The following is a 26,924-nucleotide window of genomic DNA, read 5'->3' on the forward strand; positions in this document are numbered from 1 at the left end:
GCTGGTGCTTGTGCGGAGCTGGCCGGGCGAGTGAACTCGCAGCAACAACAGCACAAAGTCCGCCTGCGCGGACTCGGGGAAGAGACCTCGGCGCGTCACGAACGCGGCGCCGCCACACGAAAAGGCCCCCCTCCTTCGACTCCGCGCCAGAGGGCGGTGCGACGAAAGGGGGCCGCGGCGGTACTGCGCTCAGGATGCAACCGGCCGTTCTCGAGCCGGCTTCAGCCGCCTTCCCGTTGTTCCAGCCGGGGGCTTCAGCCCCCGGCGATGCGGCACCGCCGCCCCCCGCCAACCCCGCCCCCGCAACCTGCGAAGGCAGGTTTCCCGCGGTTGTTGCAGCGGTTTCAACCGCCGGCAGTTCTACCCGGGCAGCCCGTCCCCCTACTTCCCCGCCCAGACGTTGTTCCGCCGGTTCACGTCCAGGAAGTACTGCTCCGGATCCAGCTCCACGCGGGCCACGGGGCCGTTCACCGGCACCGTGACCGTCTGCAGGCGGGTGGAGGGCTGCAGCCAGCGCTCTACCGGGATGGTGGCGCGGGCGGTGGTCCCGTCGCGCAGCGTCACCGTCACGAACGTGGGGCCGGGCGCCTGGCCGTAGTCGCGCACCGACACGCGCACCGAGTCCGCACCCGTCGACACCGCCGCGATCCCCTGGTCGAAGTTCGCGTTGCGGAAGAAGTACGGGTACCAGAACCAGTCCAGGTCGCGCCCCGACACCCGCTCCATCGTGTTGAAGAAGTCCCACGGGTACGGGTGCTTCAGCATCCACTCGTTCATGTAGGTGCGCATCCCGCGAAAGAACAGCTCGTCGCCCAGCGTCGCCTGCAGCGAGCGCATCAGCAGCCCCGGCTTGTAGTAGGCCGTGACGCCGTAGAGCTGCGCGTTCTGCTGGTCGCCGTGCGTCATCAGCGGCTGCAGCCGGGCGGCGGGCCCGCTGGCCCCCAGCGTGGCCGCGCGCGGGTCCACCCAGTGGTTGGAGCGCGGAAAGTAGTCGTGGAAGGCCAGCGCCTCCATGTAGGTGTTGATCCCCTCGTCCATCCAGGGGAACGCGGCCTCGTCCTGGCCCACCATCATGGGGAGCCACTCGTGCCCCACCTCGTGCGCGATCACCTCGTACAGCCGTTCCTCCTGCCCGGTGGGCTTCCCGATGAAGACGAGCATCGGGTACTCCATCCCGTAGATCGGCCCCTCGCTGACGCTGATCTGCGGGTAGATGTAGGGCACCATCTGCCGGCTCAGGAACTCCACCGACTGGTCCGCGTGGCGCACCGCGCGGTCCCAAAAGGGCGCGCCGGGCCGGTACATCGCGTGCACGGGGATGTGGCGCGTCCCGCCGTTGCCGGTGGGGATGGTGCCGCGCATCACGTCCCACAGGTAGCGGTTGGAGGTGGCGAAGGCGAAGTCGCGCACGTTCTCCGCCCGGAAGCGCCAGGTCACCTTGCCGCCGGTGCCGGGAAGGGTCGCCCGCTCCATGTCCGCGCGCGTCACCACGCGCGTCACCGAGTCCGTCTGCATGGCGCGGGCAAGGCGCGCGCGCGTCTCGGGCGACAGCACCTGCTCGGCGTTCTGCAGCGTGCCCGTGGCCGTGATCAGGTACTGCGCGGGAAGGGTGAGCTGCACGTCCCAGTCGCCGTAGTCCAGGTAGAACTCGCCCTGCTCCTGGTACGGCGTCACGTCCTGCCCCACCACGTCGTCGTACACCGCGATCTGCGGATACCACTGCGCCACCTGCAGCACGCGCCCGCCCAGCGCGTCTTCGAAGCCGGTGCGCGGCGCCTGGGCGGGCGGCACCTTGAAGTTCCAATCGATGTCGAAGGCGATGCTGTCGCCCGGCGCGATTGCGCGCGGCAGGAGCACTCGGGCCAGCGTGCCGTTCACCAGGTAGCCGGCGGTGCGGCGCCCCTCGCGCAGGTTGGCCTCGTAGTCCGGCTGCGACACCTCGCCCAGCGTCTGACCCGCCACCTGGAAGCGGGTGATCGTGAGCCCCCCTGTCACCTGCCGGAACAGGTTCTGGTAGAAGTTCATGCTGATGACGGGGAGCGAGTCGGGCGAGTTGTTGATGTACACGATCCGCTCCGACCCGGTCACGCGCGGCGTGCGGGGGTCCACTTCGGCGCGGATGGTGTAGCGCACCCGGTTCTGCCAGTAGCGCCGGCCGGGCGCGCCCGTCTCGGTGCGGGTGCCGCGCTGCACCGCCGCCTGGAACTCCGGCGGGGGGATCACGCGCTGCACGAACGTGCGGCCCGCCGTGTCCAGTGCGGGTCCCGTGGGAAGCGGCCGTACGATGGGCTCGGCCACCGGCGCGCAGGCCCCGGCGATGGCGAGCATGGCAAGGACAGCCGCGTGGCTGACGAAGTTGTTCAAGACCGGTCTCCGCGTAAGGGTACGGGCGGGGGTGCAAGCCAGCCCAGGCGGATCAAAACGCGGGCCAGCGCCCGAATCCTCCACTTTCGGACCCGCCCGCGTGATTCGCTTCTACCCGCGATGTATCCCGTCCAGGCGCCCAATGTTCCTACCGCAAAGAGGGCGGCGCATCTCCGCGCCACCCTCTTCTTTCCTTTCCGTACCCCTCCGTGTCTCTGTGTGAGGCCGCAGTTACAGCACCAGCTCCATCTCCAGCTCCGGCGTGAACACCGTCTCGGGCTTGAAGCGGAAGCCGGCCTTCTCGTACGAGCGCACGGCGGGCCGGTTGCGTGGCTCCACCGAGAGCCAGAGCCGGTCGAGGCGCATCGTGCGCGCCACCTGCGCCGTCAGGATGTTGACCTCGGTGCCCAGCCCCTGCCCGCGCACCGCCTCTTCCAGGAAGATGGCGTACTCGGACACGCCCGGACGATCGGTCGGTATGATCATGGCGTGCCCCACCAGCCGCCCCTCGTGCTCCACCAGGAGGTGCGTGCCGGCGCGGAGGATGGAGTCCAGCCAGCGCGCCACGCGGGGCGCACCCTCCGGCGGGAGCCCCTGCGCCTCGCGCTTGGGCGAGAAGTCGGCATAGAACCGCTCCAGCGACTCGCGGTCGTCGGGACGGTACGGACGTACGGCGGACAATCGGTTCTCCTTGTCGTACACTGCGGCGGGAAGCAGCCCCTGCAGGGTGGCGGGTGCGGCGGGTTCGGTGGGCACCTGTCTCAGAAGCCGAGGCCCCACCCGCGGAGGAGCGGAAGGGCCTGGCGGCGAAGCGATTCGACGGTGCGGCGGTTGGTTGCTTCGATCTCGGCGCGCCGCGGCACGGGGGGAAAGAGCCCCTCCGGGTCGCGCAGCCGCTCGGGGAGCAGGTCGGGCGACTCCCCCTGCCAGCGGTCGTTCCACGCGTGGGGAATGACGTCCGGCGCCGACTGGCCGGAGAGCGCGGCCCACACCAGCGTCCAGGCGCGCGGCACCGCCGTCCACACCGCGTATCCTCCGCCCCCGGTGGCCACCACCCGGCCGCCGCAGTGCCGGTCGGCCACCTCGCAGGTGATCCGCACCGTCTCCTCGTACAGCCGCGTGGTGGCGCGAAGGTGGGTGAGCGGGTCGTACGTGTGCCCGTCGCACCCGTTCTGCAGCACGATGACGTCGGGGCGGAAGGCGTCCGCGACGTCGGGGAGGAGGCGCTCGTAGAGGCCGATCCACGAGTCATCCTCGGTGAACGGCTCCAGCGGGACGTTGAGGGAGTAGCCGTAGCCCTCGCCCTCGCCCAGCTCGTCCACGAAGCCGGTGCCGGGGAAGAGGTAGCGCCCCGACTCGTGGATGGAGAACGTGAGTACCTCGGGATCATCGTAGAAGATCCCCTGCACGCCGTCGCCGTGGTGGGCGTCGTAGTCGATGTACATCACCCGCGCCCCGTGCGCCTCGCGGATCCAGGCGATGGCCGCCGCAAGGTCGCTGTACACGCAGAAGCCGGAGCCGCGGTCCCTGTGCGCGTGGTGCAGCCCGCCGGCGATGTTGAAGGCCCGCGTGTACTCGCCGCTCATCACCAGCTCGGCGGCGCGCAGGGTGGCGCCGGTCACCAGCGCGGTCACGTCGTGCATCCCGGGGAAGAGCGGGGTGTCGTCCGTACCCAGGCCCCAGGGCCAGCCTTCGATGGCGCGCGCGCCGGGCTCGCTGAAGCGCCGCACCGCCTCCACGTATTGCGGGGTGTGCACGCGCAGGAGCTCCTCGTCGGTGGCCTGGCGCGGAGCGACGATGCCGACGTGCTCCGCCTCCAGCAGCCCCATGGCCTCCATCAGCGAGACGGAGAGCTCCAGCCGCTTGGGGTTGAAGGGGTGGTCGGGGCGGAATCGGTAAGCGGTGACCGCCGGGTCCCAAACCAGCGCCGTCTTCACCGGGCTCACGCGCCCTCCATCCGCCGCAGGTCGTTCTCCAGCGACGGCCAGCCCACGCGCGCCCCGGCCCGCTCCAGCGCCGCGATCGCCTCGCGCGGGTCGATGGTGGCCAGGTGCACCACGGCGGTCTTTCGCCCCTCCGCGTCGTGGCCCGTCACCATCACGCTGTTGACGTTGATCATCAGCTCCTCGCCGATCACCCGCATGGCGCGCGAGAGCTCGCCCGGGCGGTCGGGAAGGGAGATCTCCAGCCGCGACGACGGGCCGGAGGCGGTCAGGATCTCCACGAACGCCTGAAGGATGTCGGTCTCGGTGAGTATCCCCAGGAGCGCGCCCTCCGCATCCACCACGGGCAGAGAACCGACGCGATGCCGCCGCATACGCACGGCCGCGTCCTCCACCGTGTCGAACGGTCCCACGGTGATCGCGCCGCGCGCCATGACGTCGGCCACGGGCGTCCCCTCGGCGGCGGCGACGTCCTCGGCGCTCTCCATCCCCAGCGGCGACGGCATGGCGAGGCGCAGGTCGCGGTCGCTGAGCATCCCCACCACCTCGCCGCCCTCGACCACGGGAAGGTGGCGCACGCGGTGGTCGCGCATGAGGCGGAGCGCCTCGCCCAGCGTCGCGTCGGCCGGCACCGAGACGGGGGCGCGGGTCATGCGGTTTTTGACCAGCAAAGTGCGTGAGTGCGTTAGTGCGTTTGTGCGTTGTGGCGCGCCGCGATCCTCGTAGGGGCGTGATTCATTACGCCCACCCTTTCCCCTACTTCGACCTCTGCAATGCGCACAGATCTCGTAGGGGCAGACCTGCGTGTCTGCCCACCGCCGGGGCATGCGCAGACCCCCTCCTCCAGGAGCGAATGAAGGCCGCTGGAACCACGCGAGGTCCGCCTTGGGGACTATGGCGCGAGGCTGGCACGTCACGCCCCCCATATGGACTACTTTGTCTACTCGTCCACTGAAAAAGGCCGCCGAACCCACCACCCCGGAGCCTGACCCCAGCCCCGGCAGATGATGCCGGGGCCGCTCAGTTGATGCGGGCTATCGGCCGCGGCCGCGGGGACCTCCTCCCCGTCGGATCCTCGGGAGGAAGTAGACGATAAAAATCACCACCAGCACAATGACAGTCAGCGAACTCATCGTTACCCTTGTGTTCGGTGCGAAGCGAACCCAATGCCAGGCCCGTCCCCCCGCCCCTGAGCGTTTAGACCTCGAAGCGCTGACCGGCAGGCTGCGGTCCTCACGCACTCACGCACTCTCAGCCGATCACATTGCCGGGGTCGCGCCCGCAGAAGCCGGGCCGCGTGGCGACCAGGGAGACCAGGCCGGCATCGTCGATGGCGAGGATGGCGTTCTGGCCCCACTCGACGCCGAGGCGCACGGCGGCATCGAGGGCGGCGGGGCCCAGGAGGGCGACGCCGGGCTCGTTCCAACGCGGGTCGGGAGCGTGGGCGCGCGCGGGGAGGCACGGAACGCCCAGCGCCACCACCTCGCGGAGCAGGCGGCGCGCGGCGGCGCGGTTCTCGGCCGCCGAAGCGTGGACGGAGGCCGGGTTGTAGGCGGTGACGATGGCGGCGGGACGGAGCGGGCGCGGAGAGGGACGGCCGGGGGCCAGGTGGAGCGTGCCCCCGGGGGCGCGGACCGACCAGGTGGTCGCCAGGTACGCCGCCCGCAGCGCCTCGTGCGGGCCGCTCACGGGCGGGGGCGCAGGGTGCTACAGCCGCTCTTCGCGGACCAGCTTCCCGTCCGCGCCGTAGACGCGCATCACGTTGGCGGTGCCGTCGTAGTCCGGGTCGATGACCTGCGCGGCGAGGGCGCCGTCGCGGTACACCTCCACCATGTCGCAGCGGCCGTCGCCGTTGCGGTCGCTCCAGGCCGCCAGCGTGCGCATGTCGTCCGCACTGAAGCGGACGAAGCGCGCCTGGCGGCCGCCCCCCTCCGCCCTCGCCTTCACACCGCCGCGGCTGGCGATGAACCAGCTTCCCTGGCCGCCGGCCCAACCGTCGTTCACGTCGCCCGAGGCGGGCATGAGGGGCATGGAAGTGCTGGGCGGACGCCACTCCTGCGCCCGCGCGGGGCGGGCGGCGAAGGCGAGCAGCACGGCTCCTGCGGCCAGGGCCGCGATGACGTGGTTGCGCTTCATGGGGATCTCTCCTGGGTGAAGGTTCACGATAAAGGCTACCCGGCGCCGTCGCCAGGGTTCCGCACGGGGTACGGCCGTTGCGTGGAGGAGAACGCTCACGGACGGCCGCTCCGGACGTTCAAGGCGGATCTCACCGAAGGACCAATCAGATGGCCGATCCCGGGATCGCGCGGGCCCGCTACCAGGGGCTGGTGGCGGCGCGCCGCTGGACCCACGACCCCGCCCGCCCCACGGCGGACTTTTCCCTCGCGGTCGGCGACCGCATCGGCGAGCTCACCGTGATCGGCCACCTGGCGCGCGGCCGCATGACGGAGCTGTACCAGGTGTGGAGCAACCGCCACTGGTGCGCGCTCACCGGCAAGGTGGTGCACCCCGAGTTCGCGGGGGCCAGGGCGCCGGCCTCCTTTCGCAACGAGGCGCGCGTCCTCCACCGGCTGCGCCATCCCAACATCGTGCAGCTCTTTGGGAGCGGGGTGGCGGAGGGGAGGTCGTACCTGCTGATGGAGTACCTGGCGGGCCCCTCACTCTTCGACGTGCTGGAGGCGATGCCCAAGCGCCGCCTCCACGTGCCCGACGCCATCCGCGCGGTGATGAACGTGGGCGCCGCCGTGCACTACCTCCACCGCTGCGGCTACCTGTACCGCGACCTGAAGCCGGCCAACATCCACCTGCGCGAAGGGGTGCCGGTGCTGCTGGACTTCGACGTGGTACGCCCCATCAAGCTCACCAGCCGCCCCAACGACCGGCTGGGGACGGCGCCGTACATGGCCCCGGAGCAGGTGAGGCAGGAGCCGCTCTCCCCCGCCACGGACGTGTACGGGCTGGGGGCGCTTCTCTACGAGCTGCTCACGGGGCGGTGGCCCAACGAGGAGCCGGAGGAGGACGACGAGGACTTCTGGGACGAGGACGAAGACTGGGACGAGCCGGCCGCGCAAAAGGCGGCGCCCAACCCGGACGACACGCCGCGCCCTCTGACCACGCGCGAGCTGGAGACGCGCTACCCGCAGATCTGCCAGGCGCCGGTCTCTCCGCGGCAGCACAACCCGCAGATCACGGCCGAGCTGGAGGGGATGATCCTGCGCGCGCTGGACTCCGACCCCCGCGCCCGCTTCCAGACCATCTCGGGAATGCTAGCGGCTCTCGCCCCGATGCTCAAGGGCCGCAACCGCTTGTGGCCGGAGGAAGCGCCCATCGAGCGGCGGGCGGATACGCAGTCCCGGTAGGGCCCCCTCCCCGTTCGTTCCTCGCTCCCTCACCCAATAACGACCTGGGGGAGGGGCGTGGGCGTGCATCCGCGCGCGGCGCGTGGTTCGGCGCGGGGGAAGGCACGGGCAGACACGCAGGTCTGCCCCTACGGAGATTGGTGCGCAAGGGCGGGCGGCGGATCATTGCGGTGACACGGGCGCGATGAATCGCGCCCCTACGATGGCATCGGCGTGCTGCAGCGAGGAACGAGCGGGGGTGAGGGCCCCCTACCCGATCCGCCGCGCCTCGCCGATCAGCGATTTGTGGATGCCGAGGGCGGCGCGGGCGCCCTCGGAGGCGGCGCGGATGACGAGGCGCGAGCCGGGGACGATGTCGCCCGCCGCGTAGACCCCGGGGACGCTGGTCTGGAACTCCTTGTCGACCTCCAGGATCCCCTCCAGGGCGCCGTCCTCGTCCAGCTTGCACCCCAGGTCCGCGGCGAGGGGGGACGCGGCGCCGCTGGCGATGTGGAAGAAGAGCGCCTCGATCTCCTCGGGCGGGCCTTCGTGGAAGATGGCCCGCTGAACCTGCTTGCCCTCGCCCTCCAGCCGGACGACGGCCTCGCGGCGGATGGAGATGTCGTGCTCCGCCAGCGCTTCGAGCGCCTCGGTGCTCATGTCGGCGGCGTGGCTGTCGGTCAGGAGGACAATGTCGCGCGTCCACGTCATGATGTACATGCAGAACTTGGCGATTCCCTCGCCCCAGCCCATCACGGCGATGCGCTTCCCCACCACCTCCGGGCCGTCGCAGTCGGGGCAGTGCCAGATGCTCTGGCCGTAGAAGTCCGTCAGCCCCGGCGTTTCGGGGACGATGTCCTTGAGGCCCGTCGCCAGCAGGATGCGCCGGGCCGTGAGGGTGCCGCCGCCGGAGAGGGTGACGGTGAAGTCATCCTTTTCGCCCTCGATGCTCTCCACGCACCCGTGCCCGAACTCGGCGCCGGCGCCGCGGGCCTGCTCCTGCCCGATGCGGCGCAGCTCGTCCGGCGTGGGGTCCGAGATCCCAAAGTAGCCGTGCACGCCGTAGGTGACGGCGTTGCGCCCGTCGCCGGCGTCGATGATGCGCACGCGGCGCTGGTAGCGCGCCAGCCACTGCCCCGCCATCAGCCCCGCGGGGCCGCCTCCCACCACGATCACGTCGTACTTCTGTTCGTCGGCCATCCCCAACCCTTGTATGTGGGTGTCGAAAAGGAGGGCCCGATGCGTGCAAGCGGTGGGCCCGGCGGCGGCACAGATGTTTTCCCAAGGCGCGGAGCGGGGCGTTGATCCAGGCGGTGGTGTTCGACTTCGACGGGACCATCCTCGACAGCGAGAGCCACGTGTACGGCGTGGCGCGCGACCTCTTCGCCGAGCACGGCGCCGAGCTGCCGCTGGAGGTATGGGCGGACTGCGTGGGGCGCGAGGCGGGCTACTTCGACACGATCGCCTACCTGGAGGAGTGCACGGGGCGGAAGCACGATCGCGATGCCCTCAACCGCCTGCGCCGCGAGCGCTTCTTCGAGCGCATCCGCGAGGTGGGCCCGCTCCCGGGCGTGGAGGATGCGCTGGCCGCCGCGCACGCGCAGGGGCTGCGGCTGGGGGTCGCATCCAGCGGCTCGCGCGTGTGGGTGGAGGGACAGCTGGAGCGCCTGGGGCTGCGGCGCTTCTTCGACTGCGTCCGCACCGCCGACGACGTGCGCCGCGTAAAGCCCGAGCCCGACCTGTACCTGAGCGCCCTGGAGTGCCTTGGCGTCGACGCCTCGCGCGCCGTCGCCATCGAGGACTCGCCGAACGGCGCGTTGGCCGCGCGCCGCGCGGGGATGTATTGTGTCGTCGTCCCCAACCCCGTGACCGCCGCCCTCGCCTTCGGCGACCACTCGCTGCGGCTGGAGTCGCTGCACGGCGTGGAGTTGGCGGAGGTGCTGGAGCGGGTGGTGAACGGAAGCGCGTGAGTGCGTGAGTGCGGGGGGACAGGAGAAAAGGGGCAGCAGCGGGGCGTCACCCGTCCTTGATCAGTCCTCCCCCTTTCTGTCATCCTGAGTGACGCGCTGCGCAGAACTTGCACTGCGACCGAACCGTGGCGCGGAGCAAAGGATCTACTGCGCGTGCCGAGGGGACTGTCGTGTCGCACTGTCCTCTTGCCTCGCCGGCTAGATCCTTCGGTCGCCGCAGGAGTTCTGGAGTGCGCCGCAGAACTCGTGGAGGCGGACTCCCTCAGGATGAAGAGACGAGGGGGTGTACTCGACGGCCGGCACTGGCGCGCTGTTCAGGACTTAGCACTTAGCACTTAGGACTTTCCGCACTAACGCACTAACGCACTTTCTTCTTCCCTGGAGACCATCCGTGACCCGTACATTCCGTTCGTTCGCCGTCATGCTTGCGGTCGCCATCGCGGGGGCGGCGCAGGCGCAGGTACAGGTTCCAAACAGGCCGGCCACGCGCGACCCGGCGGCGCGGCCGGGGCAGACGGTGAGCGCGCCGGACAACGGCGTGGCGGGGGAGGACGCGCGCATCCGGCAGATCGTGGCGGGGGTGTCGGCGGCGAGGATCGAGGCGGACATCCGGCGGATGGCCGCGTTCGGGACGCGGCACACGATGAGCGACACCGTCTCGCAGACGCGCGGGATCGGGGCGTCGCGCAGGTGGCTGTACGCGGAGTTCCAGCGCATCTCGCAGCAGTGCGGCGGATGCCTAGAGGTGCGCTACGTCGGCGAGGTCATCCCCGCCAACCCGCAGGGGCGCATCCGCGTGCCCACCAACGTGGTCAACGTGGTCGCCATCCAGCGCGGGCAGACCGATCCCAACCGCCACGTCCTCATCACGGGGCACTACGACTCGCGCGTCAACGACGTGATGGACGCCACCAGCGACGCGCCCGGCGCCAACGACGACGCGTCGGGAGTCGCCGCGGCGCTGGAGGCGGCGCGCGTCCTTTCGAAGCACCGCTTCGACGGGACGATCGTGTACGGCGCGCTGGCCGGCGAGGAGCAGGGGCTGCTGGGCGGCGAGATCCTGGCGCGCTTCGCCAAGGCCAACGGGTGGCGGATCGCGGGGGTGCTCAACAACGACATCATCGGCAACACCCGCGGGCAGACCGGGGCGTCCGGTAACACGACGGCGCGCGTCTTCGCCCCCGGCATCGCGCCGGACGCGCCCGCGGCCGAGCTGCGGCGCTACCTGTACAGCGGCGGCGAGCTGGACACGCCCACGCGGCAGCTGGCGCGCTACGTGGACCGGGTGGCGGACCAGTACGTCAACGACCTGGACGTGCAGATGATCTACCGCCTCGACCGCTTCGGCCGCGGCGGCGACCAGACGCCCTTCTTCCTGGCCGGCTACCCCGCGGTGCGCATCACCGAGACGTACGAGGACTACACGCGGCAGCACCAGAACGTCCGCGTGGAGAACGGCATCCGCTACGGCGACACGCCGGACATGGTGGACTACCCGTACGTGGCGAAAATGACCTCGCTGAACGCCGCCTCCCTGGCGTCGCTGGCCTGGGCCCCCGCCGCGCCGGACTCGGTGACGATCGCGGGCGGCGTGTCGCCCAACACGGTGCTGCGCTGGAAGGCGGGGGATGCGCCCGACCTGGCGGGCTACCGCGTGTACTGGCGCGAGCCCACGGAGCCCACCTGGACGCGCTCCCGCTGGGTGGGCAACGTGACCCAGGCGACGCTGGAGAACGTCATCATCGACAACTACTTCTTCGGCGTGGTGGCGGTGGACCGCGAGGGGCACGAGAGCATCGCCGTGTACCCGGTGCCGGGGCGGTAGCGGAAACCCTTGTAGCAAAGACGGCGCGCCGCCATCTTTCCAAATCGTGTCGGTTCAGGACGCCTCCGGAGTCGTGCGTACGGGGCGGTGAATCGAACGTGCAACGCGCCGGCTCGTCCGGGCCGGCGCGCCCTCCCCCGTTTCACCGTCCTCGGAGAACCTTTCATGCGCCACCTCGCAGTCCTGTCCGCCCTCGCCGCGCTCTCGCTGGCCGCCTGCTCCGGCAGCGACGCGCCGCTCGCGCCTTCGCAGGGGCCCAGCCGCATCGTCAACGGCGAGCCCACGGGGAACGCCTATGCGTCGGTGGGCGCGCTCCTCTTCGACTACAACGGCAACGGCGTGGACGGCAACGACCAGTGGTGCACCGGCAGCCTGGTGTCGCCCACGGTGTTCGTGACGTCGGCGCACTGCGTGATCACGCCGTACACGCCGCCGGGGTCGCAGTTCTACGTGTCGTTCTCGCCGGACCTGTTCGGCAAGGGCTTCCGCGCCATCGCCGCGACCGGCTACAAGGCCGACCCGCAGTACGGGCACGACCAGGCCAACCTGCACGACCTGGCGGTGGTCTTCCTCCCCGCCAGCGCCACGCGCGGGATGACGCCGCTCAATCTCCCCACCGCCGGGCTGCTGGACCAGCTCGCGGCGAAGGGCAGCCTGAGCAAGCAGATGTTCGTGAACGTGGGGTACGGCACGTCGGCCACGCGCACGGGCGTGCCGGGCTTCTCGTACGACGGCAAGCGCAACTACTCGAAGTCCGAGTTCATGGGCCTGCAGCCGACCTGGCTGGGCCTGCTGATGAACACCAGCGCCACCGGCGAGGGCGGCGACTGCTACGGCGACTCGGGCGGCCCCAAGTTCCTGGACGGCGACGCCACCACGATCGTCGCCACCGTCACCACCGGCGACTACAACTGCCGCGCCACCACCTGGGACTGGCGTCTGGACACGCCCGAAGCGCGCGCGTTCCTGGCGCCGTTCGTGAAGCTGCCGTAGAGAAGGCCCCCACCCCGCTCGGCACCTCGCGGCCCCTCCCCCAATAACTACCTGGGGGAGGGGCGTTTGCATGCATCCCCGCGCGCCGCACAGGTCCGGTAGGGGCGCGATTCATCGTGCCCGTGGCCGACGCCTCTCCGCCGCCCGTCGCGCACCTCGATCCCTGGCGGGGACAGCCCCGCGTGGCTGCCCACCCCGCACCGCCCCACGCCCGACACACGAGCCCAGGTCCTCTCTCCCACGGCGTTTGTGGAAGAGGGTGGCAGCTGTAACCCGCCGGGTGAGGGCCCCTCTTGACATAGGGGTGGGGGGTACGCTACAATATACCCGCAGGGGGTATCTTCATCGAACGGGAGGGGACGATGGAACGAATGACGATCGAGATCGGCGGGATGAGCTGCGGGCACTGCGTGGCGGCGGTGGCGCAGGCGCTCGGCGGCGTGGAAGGGGTAAAGGTGGAGGAGGTGAAGATCGGGGGCGCGACCGTGGAGTATGATCCAACGGTGGCGAGTCCGGAGCGGATCGGGAGGGCCATCGAGGAAGAGGGATACCAGGCCCGCGTGGCCGGGAGGTGACCATGGATGCCACCGAATGGGCGGTGATCTTTGGCGGCGCGGCCGCCATCGCGTGGGTCAACTGGTACTTCTTCGTGGCGGGGCGCTCGCCCGCGCACGTCGCGGTGGGGGCGGTGGCGGGCGGAAGGCAGGAGGTGACGGTGGTGGTGCAGGGCGGCTACTCGCCGGCGCACGTGCGGGTGAGGGCGGGGGCGCCCGTGCGGCTGCTCTTTGACCGGCAGGAGACGTCGGGGTGCTCGGAAGAGGTGGTGATCCCCGATTTCGGGATCAGGCGCTTCCTTCCCGCCAACCAGCAGACGCCGGTCGAGTTCACGCCCGAGCGGGCCGGGAGCTACGAGTTCACCTGCGGGATGGGGATGCTCCGCGGGCGCATCACGGTGGACGAACAGGAGGGGTGAGATGCAGACCCAGGTATCGCCGGAGCGGGAGACGGCGCGCGAAAAGGTCACCATCCCCGTGAGCGGGATGACGTGCGCCGCGTGCTCCGGCCGCGTGCAGCGGGCGCTGGAGAAGCAGCCGGGGGTGCAGCAGGCCGCCGTCAATCTGATGCTCCGCAACGCGACGGTCGACTTCGATCCCGCGTCGACTTCGGCGGACGCGCTGGTGGATGCGATCCGCGCCACCGGGTACGGTGCCGAGCTGGCGCATCCGGATCGCTCTGCTTTCGACGAGCAGGAGGCGCAGGACCGCGCGCACGACGAGGAGTTCCGCAATCTGCGGGTGAAGGCCGGCGTCAGCTTCGCCGTCGCCGTGATCGCGATGATCGTTTCCATGCCGCTGATGGCGGTGGGGGAGCACGGACATGGCGCCACCGTCGACCCATTCATGCGCTGGGCGATGCAGTGGCTGAGCCCGGCCCTGCGCTCCGCGCTGCCGTGGCTGTACGCGATCCCGCGCGCGGCGCTGGCGTGGGGGCTGCTCGTGGCGACGCTGGGCGTGATGGCGTGGGCGGGCCGGCACTTCTACACGCGCGCCTGGGCCGCCTTCCGCCACCACTCCGCGGACATGAACACGCTCGTGGCGGTGGGGACGGGCGCGGCGTTCGTGTACTCGGTGGCCGCGACGGTCGCGCCCGGCTTCTTCCTGCGCCGCGGCGTGCAGCCGGACGTGTACTACGAGGCGGTGGTGTTCATCATCGCCCTGATCCTGGCCGGCAACGCGATGGAGGCCCGTGCCAAGCGCCAGACCTCCGCCGCCCTGCGCGCCCTCGCCGAGCTCCAGCCGAAGACCGCGCGCGTCCTGCGCGGCGACGCGGAGATCGACGTCCCCGTGGAGGAAGTGCGGCACGGCGACGCGGTGGTGGTGCGGCCCGGCGAGCGCATCCCCGTGGACGGCGAGGTCGTGTCCGGATCGAGCGCGGTGGACGAGTCCATGCTCACCGGCGAGTCGATGCCGGTGCAAAAGGGGGCGGGCGACCGGGTGATCGGCGGCACCATCAACCGCACGGGCGCCTTCCAGTACCGCGCAACCACCCTGGGCGCGGAGAGCGTGCTGGCGCGCATCGTCAAGCTGATGCGCGACGCGCAGGGCTCGCGCGCGCCCATCCAGCGCCTGGCCGACCGCATCAGCGCCGTCTTCGTCCCGATCGTCCTCTCCATCGCCATCGCCACCTTTGTAGCGTGGTTCGTGATCGCGGACCAGGCGCCGGGGGTGCGCGCATTCGCGGCGGCGGTGGCGGTGCTGATCATCGCCTGCCCCTGCGCCATGGGGCTCGCCGTGCCCACCGCGGTGATGGTGAGCACGGGCAAGGGCGCCGAGTACGGCGTGCTGATCAAGGGCGGCGAGGCGCTCCAGCGCGCCGGGGACCTGACCACCGTCGTGCTGGACAAGACGGGCACCGTAACCGAAGGGCGCCCCACCGTCACCGAGCTGGCGCTGGCGCAGGGCGGTGAGGTGGCGTCGGAGGACGAGCTCCTCCGCCTGGTCGCAGCGCTGGAGACGCGTTCCGAGCACCCGCTGGCCGACGCCATCGTGACGCGCGCAAAGGATGCGGGGCTCGCGCTGCCGGCGCCCGATGCATTCGAATCGGTGACGGGGCGCGGCGCGGTCGGGGTGGTGGAGGGGAGGGCGGTCGCGGTGGGGAACGCGCTGCTGATGTCCGACTACGCCATCGTCATCGGCCCGCTCCAGGGCGACGCGGCGCGGCTCGCCGCCGAGGGGAAGACGCCGATGTTCGTGGCGGTCGATGGACGGCTGGCGGGGCTCGTGGCGGTATCCGATCCCATCAAGGAAAGCTCGCGCGCGGCGGTGCGGCGGCTCCGCGCAATGGGGCTGGAGGTGGTGATGCTGACCGGCGACAACCGCCACACGGCCGAGGCGGTCGCGCGCGAGGCGGGGATCGACCGCGTGGTGGCCGAGGTGCTGCCGGAGGGGAAGGTGGCCGAGATCGAGCGGCTGCAGGGCGACGGCAGGGTGGTGGCGATGGTGGGCGATGGCATCAACGACGCGCCCGCGCTCGCCCGCGCGGACGTGGGGATCGCCATCGGCACCGGCACGGACATCGCCGCCGAGGCCGCGGACGTGGTGCTGATGCGCGGCGATCTGGACGGTGTCGCCGCCGCCATCCACCTCTCGCGGCGCACGATGCGAACGATGAAGCAGAACCTGTTCTGGGCCTTCATCTACAACGTCGTGGGGATCCCGGTCGCGGCGGGCGTGCTGTACCCCGCATTCGGCCTCCTCCTCTCGCCGATCCTGGCGAGCGCCGCGATGGCGTTCAGCTCGGTGAGCGTGGTGGCGAACAGCCTGCGGTTGCGGCGGGTGAGGCTGGGGTGAGCGGGGGTGCCGGGGGCCGGAGAGCACCGCGGGATGAACAGCACCGGGGGATGAACAGCACCGGGGGATGAACAGCACCGGGGGATGAAGCCCCCGGCTGGAACCACGGGAAGACCGCTGAAGCGGTCTCGGGAGCCGCGGAGATCGAAGCCGCGACAGAGTAGGAAGGGTTGCGCAGATCCATGCCAACGCCCCTCCCCCAGGGTGTGTTGGGGGAGGGGCAGCGAGGAACGAGCGGGGAGGGGGCCTGCGATCTCCGCACAACAATGCAAAAAGGTTCCGACATGCCGGACACGAACGACGCACCCGCCGCCTGCGCGTGCGGGGTGGCGCACGGGGAGGAGGGCGGGGAAAGGAGGGCGGTGGGGGTGGACGCCGGGATCAAGGAGCGCAACCTCAAGCGGCTGCGGCGCATCGAGGGGCAGATCCGCGGGCTCCAGAAGATGGTGGAGGAGGACCGCTACTGCGCCGACGTCATGACGCAGATCTCGTCGGTGCACGAGGCGCTGCGCGGGGTGGGGCGCGAGCTGATGCGCAACCACCTCAAACACTGCGCCGCCGCCGCCATCACGGGCAGCGACGGCGCGGCGGCCGATTCCATGTACGACGAGCTCGTGGACATGATGTACAAGCACGCCCGCTGATCACCCCGCGCGCGCCCTTCCGGGAAAGGCGTGGGCGCCGCGCTCGATCCACCCGGCCGCCTCGGCCGCGGTGACCGGCTCCGAGAAGAGGTAGCCCTGCCCGTGCTCGCAGTCCAGCCGGCGCAGGGCACTCTGCTGTTCGGCGGTCTCCACGCCTTCGGCCGTGACGCTGAGGCCCAGCGTGCGGGCCAGCGACACCACGCTGCGCACGATGGCGCGGTCGGACGCGGACTGGCCGACGCGCTGCACGAAGGAGCGGTCGATCTTGAGCACGTCGAAGGGGAGCTGCCGCAGGTACGAGAGCGACGAGTAGCCGGTGCCGAAGTCGTCCAGCGCCAGGCGCACGCCGCCCTCGCGCAGGGCGGTGAGTGTGGCGGCGGCGGCCTCGGCGTCTTCCACCATCGAAGTCTCCGTGACCTCCACCATGAGCCGCCCCGAGCCCACGCCGAACTCGCGCAGCACCGCGCGCGTGTGCTCCGCCACGTCCGGGCGCACCACGTGGCGGCCCGAGAAGTTGACGCTCAGCGAGACGGGGAGGGCCACCGGGTAGAGCGACGTCCACTCGCGAAGCTGGCGGGCGGCGGCGCGCAGGACCCAGCGGTCGATGTCCACGATCAGGTCGCTCCGCTCGGCGACGGGCAGGAACGCCTGCGGGCCCAGCAGCCCCCGCTGCGGGTGGTTCCAGCGGACCAGCGCCTCGAAGCCGGACAGCCGCCCGTCCCGCAGGGAGATGATGGGCTGGAAGCGGAGCGCGAGCTCGTCGTGGTCCAGCGCGCGGCGCAGGTCCGACTCCATGGCGCCGACGGCGGAATCGTGCGTGCGCAGGGCCGCATCGCCCGCGCCGTAATGGCCGGGGCCCAGCGCCTTCGCCCGGTACATGGCCCGGTCGGCGCTGGCCAGGAGGTCCTCCGGCTCCTCGCACTCGGAGCTGAGGGCGATGCCGATGGTTGCGGAGGGGTGGATCTGCACCGAGCCCGCGGTGGCGGCGGCGGCAAGGGTGCGCTGGATGCGGTGCACCACGGGCACCACCTCCGCCTCGCGCCCGGTGCCGCGCACCAGGACCGCGAACTCGTCGCCGCCCACGCGGCCCACGATGTCGGTGGGGCGCACGCACGCCAGCAGCCGCTGGCCGATGGTGGAGAGGAGCGCGTCGCCGGCGGCGTGGCCGTGGCGGTCGTTCACGGCCTTGAAGCGGTCCAGGTCGATGAAGAGCAGGGTGAACTCGTCCCCCGTCCCCCTCTCGCGCGCGGCGCAGGCCAGCCGCAGCCGATGCAAAAAGGCCGCGCGGTCCAGCGTGCCGGTGAGCGCGTCCCGGCTTCCGGCGACGGTTTCCTCCGCGTCTTCCGCGGCGTGCGCGGTCAGGTCCTCGCACCAGGTGACCAGGCCCACGGGGCGCGCCGCTTCGTCCACGATGGGGTCGGAGCAGAGGCGGACGGGGAACTGCGTGCCGTCGCTGCGCACGTTGGTGCGCTCGCGCGTCCAGCGGTGCGTGCGGGGCGCGGGGAGGCCGCCGTCCGAGCTCCACAGCTCCGGCGGCGCCAGCGAGCGCGCCTCCCGCCCGTAGAGATCCTCCACTTTGTAGCCGTGCATGCGCGCTTCGGCCGGGTTGGCGTAGACGATGCGCCCCCGCTCGTCCGCAATGGTGACGCCCACCTGCGCCGTCCGCAGCGCCCCCTCCAGCAGCCTCACGCGGTGCTCGGCGCGCCTGCGTGCGGCGGCTTCTTCCTCGCGCGCCGTTTCGGCCGCGGCCGCCTCCGCCATGCACACCAGCGCGATCCTCTCCGGCACCGACCATCCCGTGCCGCCGAGCGCGATCAGGCAGCCGAGCGGCTCTTCCGGATCACAGCACACCGGCACCAGCGCGACGGTGGCGGCGGAGCCCGGCTCCGCGCGGGGAAGCGGGACGTAGCGCGCCGCGTCGGTCGCGAGCACCTCGTTGGCCAGCGGCCGCAGCTCGCCCAGCGCGCGGGTGAGGACGGCCTGCTCCGGTGCGTCCGGCACGCCGTGGAAGCCGATTTCGGCGTTCGCGGGCACGAAGACGGCCGCGGTCGCGCCTAGACGGCGGACAGCGCCCGATAGCAGGTCGCGGAGTGCGGGGGGAAAGGTATGCGGGCCGGGTGCGGCCAGATCGTCGCCGGTGGCGAACGTCGTCCGCGGGCTCATCGGACGGCCCCGGGCCAGGGGGAGCGTGCCGCGCGCGCGGGCGGCCTGGCCGGGGAGAGGGAGCGCGTACCGCTGGTGCGCATCTTCGTGACCTGTTCGGCGGCTCGACTGGCGTGGCCGCTTCCCTTGGAGCGGCGGTAGCCTCGTAGCTTTGCGTCGCCGGCTTTCGCCGGGTTTGCCGTTTGTCGTAGGCGCCCGGGCGCGCTGCTTCCCGGGCCGGACATGCGTTTACCGCAACATGAGTCAGGATGCGCGACCGCGCAAGCGTGTTCGCCGACCACCCCTTCTTCTATGTGGACGGGCAAGGGGCATGCCCGGTCACATGGCTGGGCGGGACAGGGAAATGCCGGGCGGAATGGTGGGGGGACCGGCGGTTGAAACCGCTGCAACGACGGCGGGAAACCTGCCTTCGCAGGTGGTGGGGGCGGGATTGGTGTGGGGTGGTAGCGACAGCCCGGCGGCTGGAACCACGGGAAGCCGGCTGAAGCCGGCTCGAGAACCGCGGCATCGGACCCGGAGCCCGCGAAGGCGGGCTTCGCGTGTTTCCAGCGGCGAATTTGTCCGCGCCCGGAAAAGTTTTCAGGTCGTGCGGTACAGGCGGAACTCCGGGATGATCTCGCCATCGGCGCCGATGGCGACGGGGCGGTCGCCGGTTCCGGGGGCGGCGCTCCAGCGGAGCGTGTCCCCCTCGGCGTCCAGGAGCTCCAGGTAGCGCTCGATGCCGGCGCGGGTGGTGTCCGCGTGGAGGTAGAAGCGGTTCCCCAGGTGCTTCACCCAGACCCAGTCGTCGCCGTCGTAGAGGTCCTCGTCGCTGGTGGAGGTCTCGCGGATCACCTCGCCGTCCGAGGCATCCGCGTGCCAGGCGCGCAGGGCGCCGTGGAACTCGTCGCGCGGGATCGCCGACCTGCGCGGGACGTGCTCCATCCCCCCCGAGTAACGCCCCCTCACGGGTGCCGCGCCTCCCGCCAACGCTCCGGCACCCCGTGCGAATCGGCGTGCGACGCGCGGATCCGCGACGCGCCGGCGGGTGGGCGCGCGGCGGCTAAAGGTGCGTCGGCAAGAAGGTTGGGGCGGAGCTTCATGGGATGCGGCGATGTAGTGCTTTCCGGTCACGTCTCGTTGGGCGTGCGGGAAGCTAGCGTGCGGAGCGCCGTGGTGCCAGAACGTGCGGGGGATTCGCGCGGGGTGGACGGGGGAGGCGGGCAACGGTGCAGGGTCGGGCACGGGCGGCCACGCGGGGCCGCCCCTGCAGGTGGCGGTGCGAAAGGCAGGGGATCGAGGTGGGGGCGGGGGCGGGCAGACACGTGGGTCTGCCCGTACGGGATCCGTGCGTTGGACGGGGGTCGAGGAAGGGCAAGGGTGGGCGCGATGAATCGCGCCCCTACTCGTTCACCACCGGGGCGATGCGGTCGCGGTCGGTGTCGAGGGCGCGCTCCACCCAGAGCACCTGCACGAGGGTCCAGACCAGGAGGACGAGCGGGAGGGCAAGGAGGAGGCCCAGGAAGCCGAACATCCCGCCAAAGAGCACCAGGGCGAAGAGGGTGATGAAGGGGTGGATCTCGGCGCTCTGCTTCATGGCGAAGGGGGTGATGACGTACCCTTCGATCTGCTGGATGGCGAGCGCGGCGAGGGCCGTCCATCCGCCTTTGCCGGGGTCGTCCATGAAGGCGACCATGGTGGCCGTGCCCCCGCCGATCCAAGGCCCGACCAGCGGGATGAACTCCAGCGTGCCGTTCAGGACGCCCAGCAGGAGCGCGTTGGGGACGCCGATCAGCGAGTACAGGATGACGCTGAGGATGCCCACGCACAGCATGGCGAGCGCAGTCCCGCGCAGCCACCCCACCAGCCGCTCGCCCAGGAGCTGAAAGACGCGGTACACGGCCGGCCGCTGGTCCGCGCGTACGAGGCGCAGCACCGGGCTCATCAGGTTCTCGTTGGGGTTCGCCAGCGCGAAGAGGGCGCCAAAGAACACCACGATGGGGATGAACAGCGCCTCCAGGAAGCTCATCGCGTTCCCCACCGCGTTGGCGTTCCCCACGGCGCCGGGCTTGGCGATCTCGGCGGGGCGGGGGATGCGGATGGGGGCGCCGGTCTGCTGCCGGAGCCACACCTCCCACTCCTTGATCTGCTGCTCCAGCCCCGGCCCGCGCCCCACCATGTCCTTGAGCTGCCCCACCAGCACGGGAAGCCCAAAGGTCAGCAGCGCCGCCACTCCGCCAATCACCAGCACCCCCACCAGCGCCGCCAGCCACTTCCGCTCCAGCGGCAGCCGCCGCCCCAGCGCGTTGAGCCCCACGGCCACGATCGCCGCCGCGTAGATCATCAAGAAGACCTGCGCGATGGTGTCGAAGAAGCGGAAGAGGATCGCGAGCCCGAACGCGAGCGCGACAGCCTTGTAGATGTGCTCCGGCTGGATCCCCGCGGGCCGCGGGCCGGGGGGCTGCGTGGTCACAGCGTCCGCGGAGATGGTGGACTGCGCGGCGGGAGTTGGTTGGTCTGGCATGGGTGGCGTGCGGTAGTGGGGAGAAAACCAACAGCGGCTTCACACAGAGACACGAAGGAAACGGAAAGAACGGCAGGAGGGCTTCTCTGTGCCTTTTCCGTTCTCTCCGCAGCCTCTGTGTGAGACCCGCCGGGCCTGAGGACGCACGAAGAAGAAGGGGCGGCCTCGCAGCCGCCCCTTCCGTCCTACTCCTCTTCCTCGTCGTCGTCGCCGTGCTCGTAGCCGGCGGATTCCTCGGCGAGGAGCTCCATCAGCTGCGAGCCCCAGGCACTCTCCAGCAGGCGGCGCACCTTGGGGAAGCGGTCGGTGACCTCCGCCATCTCCGGGGTGACGAACATCTCGATCACGTCGCCGCGCTTGTAGGTCCCCGGCTCCGCCTCTTCGAGGAAGGCCTTCAGCTCCTCGATCAGGTCGCGGAGGTCGCTCAGCAGCTCGCCGGGGAAGTGCCCCTCGTCCAGCGCGACCGCCGACTCCGTCCAGTCGTGCACCTGCGATACCAGCGCGTCGAAGCGCGCATCCGCCTTCGGATCAGCCATTATGCGGTTCTCCTCACCCTTGATCTCGGCCAGTACACTACCATCCCACGGGCGACACACCCTATCGACCGCGCGCACGCGGGTCAAGTGCGGCGCCCCGGCGAGGTGTCCGTTTCTGGGACGCATTTTTCCCAGCGGCGGGCACGGGCCGGGCTCCCGGCGCCACACTCGGGCGCGCAAGTGCGTCAGGGGCAACGGGTTGCGGAGCGGGCGCACGGGGCACGGTCTTCGCCTTATGGGTGTTCGCCGCGAACGAAGCACATCATCAACTACGAGCCACCTCCGCGCCATGCCTTCCATCGACCTCGCCACCGTACTCGTGCTCTGGATCACCGGAGCCGTGCTGATCTTTCCGCTGGCGGGGCTGGCGGCGCGCTTCGGGCTGGTTCCGGTGCTCCACGCCGTGGCGCGGGTACGCCGCCCCGGCGCGGACGACGAGGAGCTGGACGACCGGCTGGCCGGGATGGAGGTGGAGCTGCGCGCCCTGACCGCCGCGGTGGAGCGCCTGAGCGCCACCCGCTGAACCGAACGACATCATTCGGCTGCGCGCCCGCGCCCGCCGATCCATCATCTGCAGGAGTTGCGACCGTGGACGTTCCCCGCCCCAAAAAGAGCAAGCGCGCACGCTGGGTCATCGGCGGCGCCGGGATCGCGGTGCTCGCGGGGGCCACCGTGGCGCTCGCCCGCCTGGACCCGGCCGCCCCCGCCGTGGAGCGCGCCACCGTGTGGACCGACACGGTGCGCCGCGGCGACATGCTGCGCCAGGTGCGCGGCCCCGGCACCCTGATCGCCGAGGACATCCGCTGGGTTCCCGCGGTCGTTCCCGGCCGCGTGGAGCGCAAGCTGGTGCTGCCGGGCACCGTGGTGAAGGCCGGCACCGTGCTGGCCGAGCTCTCCAACCCTGACGTGGAGCGCCAGGCGCTGGAGGCCCGGCGCCAGCTCGCCGCGGCGGAGAGCGACCTGGCCACGCTTCGCAGCAACCTGGAGTCGCAGCGGCTGACGCAGGAGGCCACCGTGGCCACCGTGCGCAACCAGCTTCGCGAGAACGAGCGCGTGGCGCGCGCCGCCGAGGGGCTCGCCGCGCAGAAAATGGTGTCGCAGCAGGAGCTCGACCGCGCGCGCGACAACGCCGAGGAGCTGCGCGTGCGGCTCGGCGTGGAGCAGCGCCGGCTGGCCTTCATCAGCCAGTCGATGAGCTCGCAGATCAGCGCGCAGCGGTCGCAGCTCGGAATCCTGCGCACCCTCATCCAGTTCCAGCAGCGGCAGATCGACGCCATGCAGGTGCGCGCCGGCAGCGACGGCGTGCTCCAGGAACTCTCGGTGGAGCCGGGGCAGTGGGTGAACAGCGGCACCACCCTCGCCCGCGTGGTGCAGCCCGGCCGGCTCAAGGCGGTGCTCCGCATCCCGGAGACGCAGGCCAAGGACCTGGTGGTCGGCCTCCCCGCTTCGGTGGACACGCGCAACGGCATCGTGCGCGGCCGGGTGGTGCGCATCGACCCCTCGGTGCAGAACGGGAGCGTGGCCATCGACGTGACGCTGGAGGGCCCCCTCCCCCGCGGCGCCCGCCCCGACCTGTCGGTGGACGGCACGGTGGACATCGAGCGGCTGACGAACGTGATGTACGTGGGCCGCCCCGCCTACGGCCAGGCGGAGAGCACCGTCAGCATGTTCCGCCTGGACCCCGCCGGCGCCGAGGCATCGCGCGTGGCGGTGAAGCTGGGCCGCGGCTCCGCGAGCACGGTGGAAGTAGTCACCGGCCTCAAGCCGGGCGACGTGGTGATCCTGTCCGACATGAGCGCGTACGACGGCTCGGAACGGGTCAAGCTGAAGTAGGAAAAAAGGTGCGTTAGTGCGTGAGTGCGTCCCAACGTATTCACGCTCCCGCGCATCCAATGCACGAAGCCCTGCCTCGCGGTTCAAAACGCACCAACGCACTCACGCACTTCAGTTCTCATCCAACCCGGAGCCGTTCCATGGAAACCGCAACCAAGCCGCTCATCCAGATGGACTCTGTCGGCAAGGTGTTCCTGACCGAAGAGGTGGAGACCCACGCCCTCAACAACGTCCACCTGGAGATCCGCTCCGGCGAGTACGTGGCGATCGCCGGGCCGTCCGGCTGCGGGAAGACGACGCTCCTCTCCATCCTGGGGCTGCTCGATTCGCCCACCGACGGCACGTACACGCTCAACGGGCAGCCGGTGTCCGGGCTCACGGCCTCGCAGCGCGCGCACATCCGCAACCGCGAGATCGGCTTCATCTTCCAGGCGTTCAACCTGATCGGCGACCTGACCGTCAAGGAGAACGTGGAGCTGCCGCTGACCTACCGCGGGATGCCGGCGGCCGAGCGCAACAAGCGCGTGACAGAGGCGCTGGAGCGGGTGGGGATGGGGCACCGCGTGGGGCACTACCCGGCGCAGCTCTCCGGCGGCCAGCAGCAGCGCGTGGCCGTGGCGCGCGCCATCGCCGGCACCCCCTCCGTGCTCCTGGCGGACGAGCCCACGGGCAACCTTGACTCCACCAACGGCGAGCAGGTGATGGGGCTGCTGCAGGAGCTCCACCGCGAGGGCGCCACCATCGTCATGGTGACGCACGACCCGCGCTACGCCGAGCACGCCGAGCGCAGCATCCACATGTTCGACGGCCGGGTGGTGCGCGAGGAGCGCTCGTCGGCGGTGGCGGCGGAGATGGGGCGGCACGGATTCGAGGTGGGGTGATGGACATCGCGCGGGAGCTTCGCCTTGCGGGGCGGTCGCTGCTGCGCAGCCGCCTCTTCGCCCTCGTCTCCATCGCAACCATCGCGCTGGGGATCGGCGCAACGACGACGGTCTTCTCGCTCGTCAACGCGCTGCTTCTGCGCCCCCTCCCCATCGCGGAGCCGGGGCGCGTGGTGGGAGTGCAGGAGACGCTGCGCGGGATGCGGTCGATGTCGATGGGCTACAGCGCCGTCTCGTACCCGCGCTACGTGGCGTATCGCGAGGCATCCGCCGGGATCTTCAGCGGGCTGGCGGCGCAGCGCTACGAGGAGATGTCGCTGCGCGCCACCGGGCAGGCGCAGGTGCTCACGGGCGTGGTGGCGTCCGGCAACTACTGGGAAGTGCTCGGGGTGAGGCCCGCCCTGGGCCGCTTCTTCACCGGCCCCGACGAAAAGGAGCAGCTCGCCGTCATCAGCCACCACCTGTGGCAGACGCGCTTCGGGGGCGACCCCGGCGTCGTCGGGCGCACCGTGCACCTGGACAGCCGCCCGCTCTCCGTGGTGGGCGTGGCGCCAAAGGAGTTCGGGGGGACGCTGGTGGGCGGCGTGGCGGACGTGTGGGTCACCCTGGGCGCGGCCGGCATCGGCAGGGCGAACGAGGCGATCAACTCCAATCCCGGCGCCTCGCTCATCCTCTTCGGCCGCCTGCGGCCGGGGATGACGCAGGAACGGGCCGGCGCCGCGCTCAAGGTGGCCGCCGCGCGCGTGCCGCTGGAGGAGCCGAACGCCAGGGTGCTGGACGTGCGCCTGGAGCCGCTGACCGGCGTGCCGGGCGACATGCGCATGCCCGTGGCCGGGTTCATGGGACTGCTGCTGGCGACCGCCCTCTTCGTGCTCCTGATCGCCGGCACCAACGTGGCGGGGATGCTGCTGGCCCGCGCCGTGGCCCGCCGCCGCGAGATGGCGATCCGCCTGGCCGTGGGCGCCACGGGCCGCAACCTGGTGAGGCAGCTGCTGGGGGAGAGCGTCCTCCTCTTCCTGCTGGGCGGGGGCGCCGGAGTCGTGCTGACGATCTGGCTCACGCGGATGCTCTCCTCCATGCAGCCGCCCTTCCCCACCCGCATCGCGTTCGACCTGCGCCCGGACCCGCGCGTGCTGGGCTTCGCGCTGGCGCTGGCGCTGCTGACGGGCGTGGCCTTCGGGCTGATGCCGGCGCTGCAGGCTTCGCGCACCGACGTGCTCAGCGGGCTCAAGGACGGCGGCACGCGCGAGGGCGCACGCCGCGGCCGTCTGCGCAGCGGGCTCGTGGTGGGGCAGCTCGCCCTGGCGATGCTCCTGATGCTGGTGGCCGGGCTCTTTGCCCGCACGCTGCAGCACTCGCTCTCCGCGGATCCTGGCTTCGTGGCCGATGACGTGGCGGTGGCGCGCGTTGACCTGGAGCCGCACGGCTACGACCGGGCGCGCGGCGAGGCGTTCCAGCGCCGGCTGCTGGAGCGGGTGGCCGCGGCGCCTGGCGTGCGCTCCGCCACCCTGGCCGACTTCGCGCCGATGAGCGGCAACGTGCGCAGCGAAGAGCTCCGCCTGCCGGGCAAGAAGGACGCGATCACCGTCAGCATCGACGCGGTGGACCCGGGCTTCTTCGCCACGCTGCAGATCCCGCTGCGCGCCGGGCGCGTCTTCACCGACGCGGACCGCGCGGGGGCGCCGCCGGTGGTGGTCATCAACCAGACGCTGGCGCAGCGGCTGTGGCCCGGCGCCAGCGCCCTCGGCCGGACGGTGCGCCTGGGCGACGGCCCGCCGGTGGAAGTGGTCGGAGTGGTCGCCAACGGCACCTACGAGCGCTTCGGCGAGCGGCCGGTCTCCTTCCTCTACCGCCCCGTCGCGCAGAACTACAGCCCGGGCGTCACCATCATGGCCCGCGCGGACCGCGGCGCGGGCGCGGCGCTGGAGGCCATCCGCCGCGAGCTGCAGGGGATGGACGCCAACGTCGCCCCCGAGCAGGCGATGCCGCTGACGTCGATGATCGGCGTGTCGCTCTTTCCGCAGCGCATCGCGGCCTTCTTCATCGGCGGCTTCGGGGTGCTGGGGCTGCTGCTGGCGTGCATCGGCATCTACGGCGTGCTGGCGTACCAGGTGGGCCAGCGCACGCGCGAAATCGGCGTGCGCGTGGCCCTCGGCGCCCGCGCCGGCGACGTGGTGCGGATGATGGTGCGCCACGGCTTCAAGATCACCGCGCTCGGCGCCGCGATCGGGGTGGTGATGGCCGTCGCGGCCACGCGTCTCCTTTCGAGCCCGCTGTACGGCGTCAGCGCCACCGACCCGCTCACCTTCACCGCCGTCCCGGTGCTCCTGCTGGCGGTGGCGCTGGTGGCGTCGTGGCTTCCCGCCCGCCGCGCCGCGCGGGTGGATCCGATGGTGGCGTTGAGGGCGGAATAGGGACGGAAGTGCTAAGGGCTAAGTGCTAAGTGCTAAGTGCTAAGTGCCAAGTGCTAAGTGCCAAGTGCCAAGTGCCAAGTGCCAAGTGCCAAGTGCCAAGTGCCAAGTGCCAAGTGCCAAGTGCCAAGTGCCAAGTGCCAAGTGCCAAGTGCCAAGTGCCAAGTGCT

The 26,924-nt window shown here is 71.2% G+C and carries 23 protein-coding genes and 1 riboswitch; of the genes, 12 read left to right on the forward strand and 11 right to left on the reverse strand.

The window, feature by feature from the left end; all coding sequences use genetic code 11:
- Positions 1–381: 381 nt before the first annotated feature.
- From VF584_13540 to VF584_13565, 6 genes are all read right to left on the reverse strand, one after another.
- A complete protein-coding gene (locus tag VF584_13540; GenBank protein HEX8211192.1) occupies positions 382–2,364 on the reverse strand; it encodes a M1 family metallopeptidase in 1,983 nt (660 codons plus the stop codon).
- A 231-nt stretch (positions 2,365–2,595) separates the two neighbouring features.
- Positions 2,596–3,120: a GNAT family N-acetyltransferase gene (locus tag VF584_13545; GenBank protein ID HEX8211193.1), complete on the reverse strand. Its 525-nt coding sequence runs from the start codon at positions 3,118–3,120 to the stop codon at positions 2,596–2,598.
- A 5-nt stretch (positions 3,121–3,125) separates the two neighbouring features.
- Positions 3,126–4,310 carry an acetoin utilization protein AcuC gene (locus VF584_13550; protein ID HEX8211194.1) on the reverse strand — a complete coding sequence of 395 codons (1,185 nt, stop codon included), beginning with the start codon at positions 4,308–4,310 and terminating at the stop codon, positions 3,126–3,128.
- Entirely contained in the window at positions 4,307–4,960 is a 654-nt protein-coding gene (locus tag VF584_13555) for a CBS and ACT domain-containing protein (GenBank protein HEX8211195.1), read from the reverse strand. Before VF584_13555 ends, VF584_13550 begins: the two co-directional genes overlap by 4 nt.
- A 598-nt stretch (positions 4,961–5,558) precedes the next feature.
- On the reverse strand, positions 5,559–5,996 hold the full coding sequence (locus tag VF584_13560; protein ID HEX8211196.1) for a DUF3293 domain-containing protein: 438 nt from the start codon (positions 5,994–5,996) through the stop codon (positions 5,559–5,561).
- 18 nt (positions 5,997–6,014) lie between these two features.
- Positions 6,015–6,443, reverse strand: a complete 429-nt coding sequence (locus tag VF584_13565; protein HEX8211197.1) for a hypothetical protein — start codon at positions 6,441–6,443, stop codon at positions 6,015–6,017.
- Positions 6,444–6,592: 149 nt separating this feature from the next.
- Here VF584_13565 and VF584_13570 point away from each other — a divergent pair, with 149 nt between their 5' ends.
- Positions 6,593–7,666: a serine/threonine-protein kinase gene (locus tag VF584_13570; protein ID HEX8211198.1), complete on the forward strand. Its 1,074-nt coding sequence runs from the start codon at positions 6,593–6,595 to the stop codon at positions 7,664–7,666.
- A gap of 249 nt (positions 7,667–7,915) precedes the next feature.
- Here VF584_13570 and VF584_13575 read toward each other — a convergent pair whose 3' ends face one another.
- A complete protein-coding gene (locus tag VF584_13575) occupies positions 7,916–8,845 on the reverse strand; it encodes an NAD(P)/FAD-dependent oxidoreductase (protein HEX8211199.1) in 930 nt (309 codons plus the stop codon).
- Between the two features lie 101 nt (positions 8,846–8,946).
- Between VF584_13575 and VF584_13580 the strand changes: the two genes are divergently transcribed.
- The 7 genes from VF584_13580 to VF584_13610 all read left to right on the forward strand — a co-directional run bounded on the left by VF584_13580 (position 8,947) and on the right by VF584_13610 (position 16,427).
- Positions 8,947–9,615 (forward strand): HAD family hydrolase, encoded by a 669-nt coding sequence (locus tag VF584_13580; protein ID HEX8211200.1) that lies wholly within the window; start codon positions 8,947–8,949, stop codon positions 9,613–9,615.
- Between the two features lie 391 nt (positions 9,616–10,006).
- Positions 10,007–11,440 carry a M28 family metallopeptidase gene (locus VF584_13585; GenBank protein HEX8211201.1) on the forward strand — a complete coding sequence of 478 codons (1,434 nt, stop codon included), beginning with the start codon at positions 10,007–10,009 and terminating at the stop codon, positions 11,438–11,440.
- A gap of 165 nt (positions 11,441–11,605) precedes the next feature.
- A complete protein-coding gene (locus tag VF584_13590; protein HEX8211202.1) occupies positions 11,606–12,433 on the forward strand; it encodes a trypsin-like serine protease in 828 nt (275 codons plus the stop codon).
- 362 nt (positions 12,434–12,795) lie between these two features.
- Complete coding sequence (locus VF584_13595; protein HEX8211203.1) at positions 12,796–13,008, forward strand: cation transporter; 213 nt, start codon at positions 12,796–12,798, stop codon at positions 13,006–13,008.
- 2 nt (positions 13,009–13,010) lie between these two features.
- Positions 13,011–13,406, forward strand: a complete 396-nt coding sequence (locus VF584_13600) for a cupredoxin domain-containing protein (GenBank protein ID HEX8211204.1) — start codon at positions 13,011–13,013, stop codon at positions 13,404–13,406.
- Position 13,407: 1 nt separating this feature from the next.
- Positions 13,408–15,783 (forward strand): heavy metal translocating P-type ATPase, encoded by a 2,376-nt coding sequence (locus VF584_13605; protein HEX8211205.1) that lies wholly within the window; start codon positions 13,408–13,410, stop codon positions 15,781–15,783.
- A gap of 284 nt (positions 15,784–16,067) precedes the next feature.
- Complete coding sequence (locus VF584_13610) at positions 16,068–16,427, forward strand: metal-sensitive transcriptional regulator (GenBank protein ID HEX8211206.1); 360 nt, start codon at positions 16,068–16,070, stop codon at positions 16,425–16,427.
- On the opposite strand, the gene VF584_13615 is transcribed toward VF584_13610, so the two are convergent.
- The 4 genes from VF584_13615 to VF584_13630 all read right to left on the reverse strand — a co-directional run bounded on the left by VF584_13615 (position 16,428) and on the right by VF584_13630 (position 21,629).
- Positions 16,428–18,590 carry an EAL domain-containing protein gene (locus VF584_13615; protein HEX8211207.1) on the reverse strand — a complete coding sequence of 721 codons (2,163 nt, stop codon included), beginning with the start codon at positions 18,588–18,590 and terminating at the stop codon, positions 16,428–16,430.
- A 95-nt stretch (positions 18,591–18,685) separates the two neighbouring features.
- Positions 18,686–18,780: riboswitch (cyclic di-GMP riboswitch) on the reverse strand.
- Positions 18,781–19,169: 389 nt separating this feature from the next.
- Positions 19,170–19,538 carry a hypothetical protein gene (locus VF584_13620; GenBank protein ID HEX8211208.1) on the reverse strand — a complete coding sequence of 123 codons (369 nt, stop codon included), beginning with the start codon at positions 19,536–19,538 and terminating at the stop codon, positions 19,170–19,172.
- A 433-nt stretch (positions 19,539–19,971) separates the two neighbouring features.
- A complete protein-coding gene (locus VF584_13625; GenBank protein HEX8211209.1) occupies positions 19,972–21,093 on the reverse strand; it encodes an AI-2E family transporter in 1,122 nt (373 codons plus the stop codon).
- Between the two features lie 185 nt (positions 21,094–21,278).
- Positions 21,279–21,629 (reverse strand): hypothetical protein, encoded by a 351-nt coding sequence (locus VF584_13630; GenBank protein ID HEX8211210.1) that lies wholly within the window; start codon positions 21,627–21,629, stop codon positions 21,279–21,281.
- Positions 21,630–21,918: 289 nt separating this feature from the next.
- Between VF584_13630 and VF584_13635 the strand changes: the two genes are divergently transcribed.
- From VF584_13635 to VF584_13650, 4 genes are all read left to right on the forward strand, one after another.
- Complete coding sequence (locus tag VF584_13635; GenBank protein HEX8211211.1) at positions 21,919–22,152, forward strand: hypothetical protein; 234 nt, start codon at positions 21,919–21,921, stop codon at positions 22,150–22,152.
- A gap of 65 nt (positions 22,153–22,217) precedes the next feature.
- A complete protein-coding gene (locus tag VF584_13640) occupies positions 22,218–23,462 on the forward strand; it encodes an HlyD family efflux transporter periplasmic adaptor subunit (protein HEX8211212.1) in 1,245 nt (414 codons plus the stop codon).
- Between the two features lie 140 nt (positions 23,463–23,602).
- Positions 23,603–24,343, forward strand: a complete 741-nt coding sequence (locus VF584_13645) for an ABC transporter ATP-binding protein (GenBank protein HEX8211213.1) — start codon at positions 23,603–23,605, stop codon at positions 24,341–24,343.
- A complete protein-coding gene (locus VF584_13650; GenBank protein ID HEX8211214.1) occupies positions 24,343–26,757 on the forward strand; it encodes an ABC transporter permease in 2,415 nt (804 codons plus the stop codon). Before VF584_13645 ends, VF584_13650 begins: the two co-directional genes overlap by 1 nt.
- The last annotated feature ends 167 nt before the right edge of the window (positions 26,758–26,924 follow it).

Origin of the sequence: Longimicrobium sp., assembly GCA_036389135.1 — a bacterium.
Classification (GTDB): domain Bacteria; phylum Gemmatimonadota; class Gemmatimonadetes; order Longimicrobiales; family Longimicrobiaceae; genus Longimicrobium.

What these genes read in the sequence shown, in the direction of transcription:
- VF584_13555 (HEX8211195.1), bottom strand. Translation starts at nt 4,960, where the DNA reads ATGACCCGCGCCCCCGTCTCGGTGCCGGCCGACGCGACGCTGGGCGAG.
- VF584_13565 (HEX8211197.1), bottom strand. Translation starts at nt 6,443, where the DNA reads ATGAAGCGCAACCACGTCATCGCGGCCCTGGCCGCAGGAGCCGTGCTG.
- VF584_13570 (HEX8211198.1), top strand. Translation starts at nt 6,593, where the DNA reads ATGGCCGATCCCGGGATCGCGCGGGCCCGCTACCAGGGGCTGGTGGCG.
- VF584_13575 (HEX8211199.1), bottom strand. Translation starts at nt 8,845, where the DNA reads ATGGCCGACGAACAGAAGTACGACGTGATCGTGGTGGGAGGCGGCCCC.
- VF584_13590 (HEX8211202.1), top strand. Translation starts at nt 11,606, where the DNA reads ATGCGCCACCTCGCAGTCCTGTCCGCCCTCGCCGCGCTCTCGCTGGCC.
- VF584_13595 (HEX8211203.1), top strand. Translation starts at nt 12,796, where the DNA reads ATGGAACGAATGACGATCGAGATCGGCGGGATGAGCTGCGGGCACTGC.
- VF584_13600 (HEX8211204.1), top strand. Translation starts at nt 13,011, where the DNA reads ATGGATGCCACCGAATGGGCGGTGATCTTTGGCGGCGCGGCCGCCATC.
- VF584_13605 (HEX8211205.1), top strand. Translation starts at nt 13,408, where the DNA reads ATGCAGACCCAGGTATCGCCGGAGCGGGAGACGGCGCGCGAAAAGGTC.
- VF584_13610 (HEX8211206.1), top strand. Translation starts at nt 16,068, where the DNA reads ATGCCGGACACGAACGACGCACCCGCCGCCTGCGCGTGCGGGGTGGCG.
- VF584_13615 (HEX8211207.1), bottom strand. Translation starts at nt 18,590, where the DNA reads ATGAGCCCGCGGACGACGTTCGCCACCGGCGACGATCTGGCCGCACCC.
- VF584_13625 (HEX8211209.1), bottom strand. Translation starts at nt 21,093, where the DNA reads ATGCCAGACCAACCAACTCCCGCCGCGCAGTCCACCATCTCCGCGGAC.
- VF584_13630 (HEX8211210.1), bottom strand. Translation starts at nt 21,629, where the DNA reads ATGGCTGATCCGAAGGCGGATGCGCGCTTCGACGCGCTGGTATCGCAG.
- VF584_13635 (HEX8211211.1), top strand. Translation starts at nt 21,919, where the DNA reads ATGCCTTCCATCGACCTCGCCACCGTACTCGTGCTCTGGATCACCGGA.
- VF584_13645 (HEX8211213.1), top strand. Translation starts at nt 23,603, where the DNA reads ATGGAAACCGCAACCAAGCCGCTCATCCAGATGGACTCTGTCGGCAAG.
- VF584_13650 (HEX8211214.1), top strand. Translation starts at nt 24,343, where the DNA reads ATGGACATCGCGCGGGAGCTTCGCCTTGCGGGGCGGTCGCTGCTGCGC.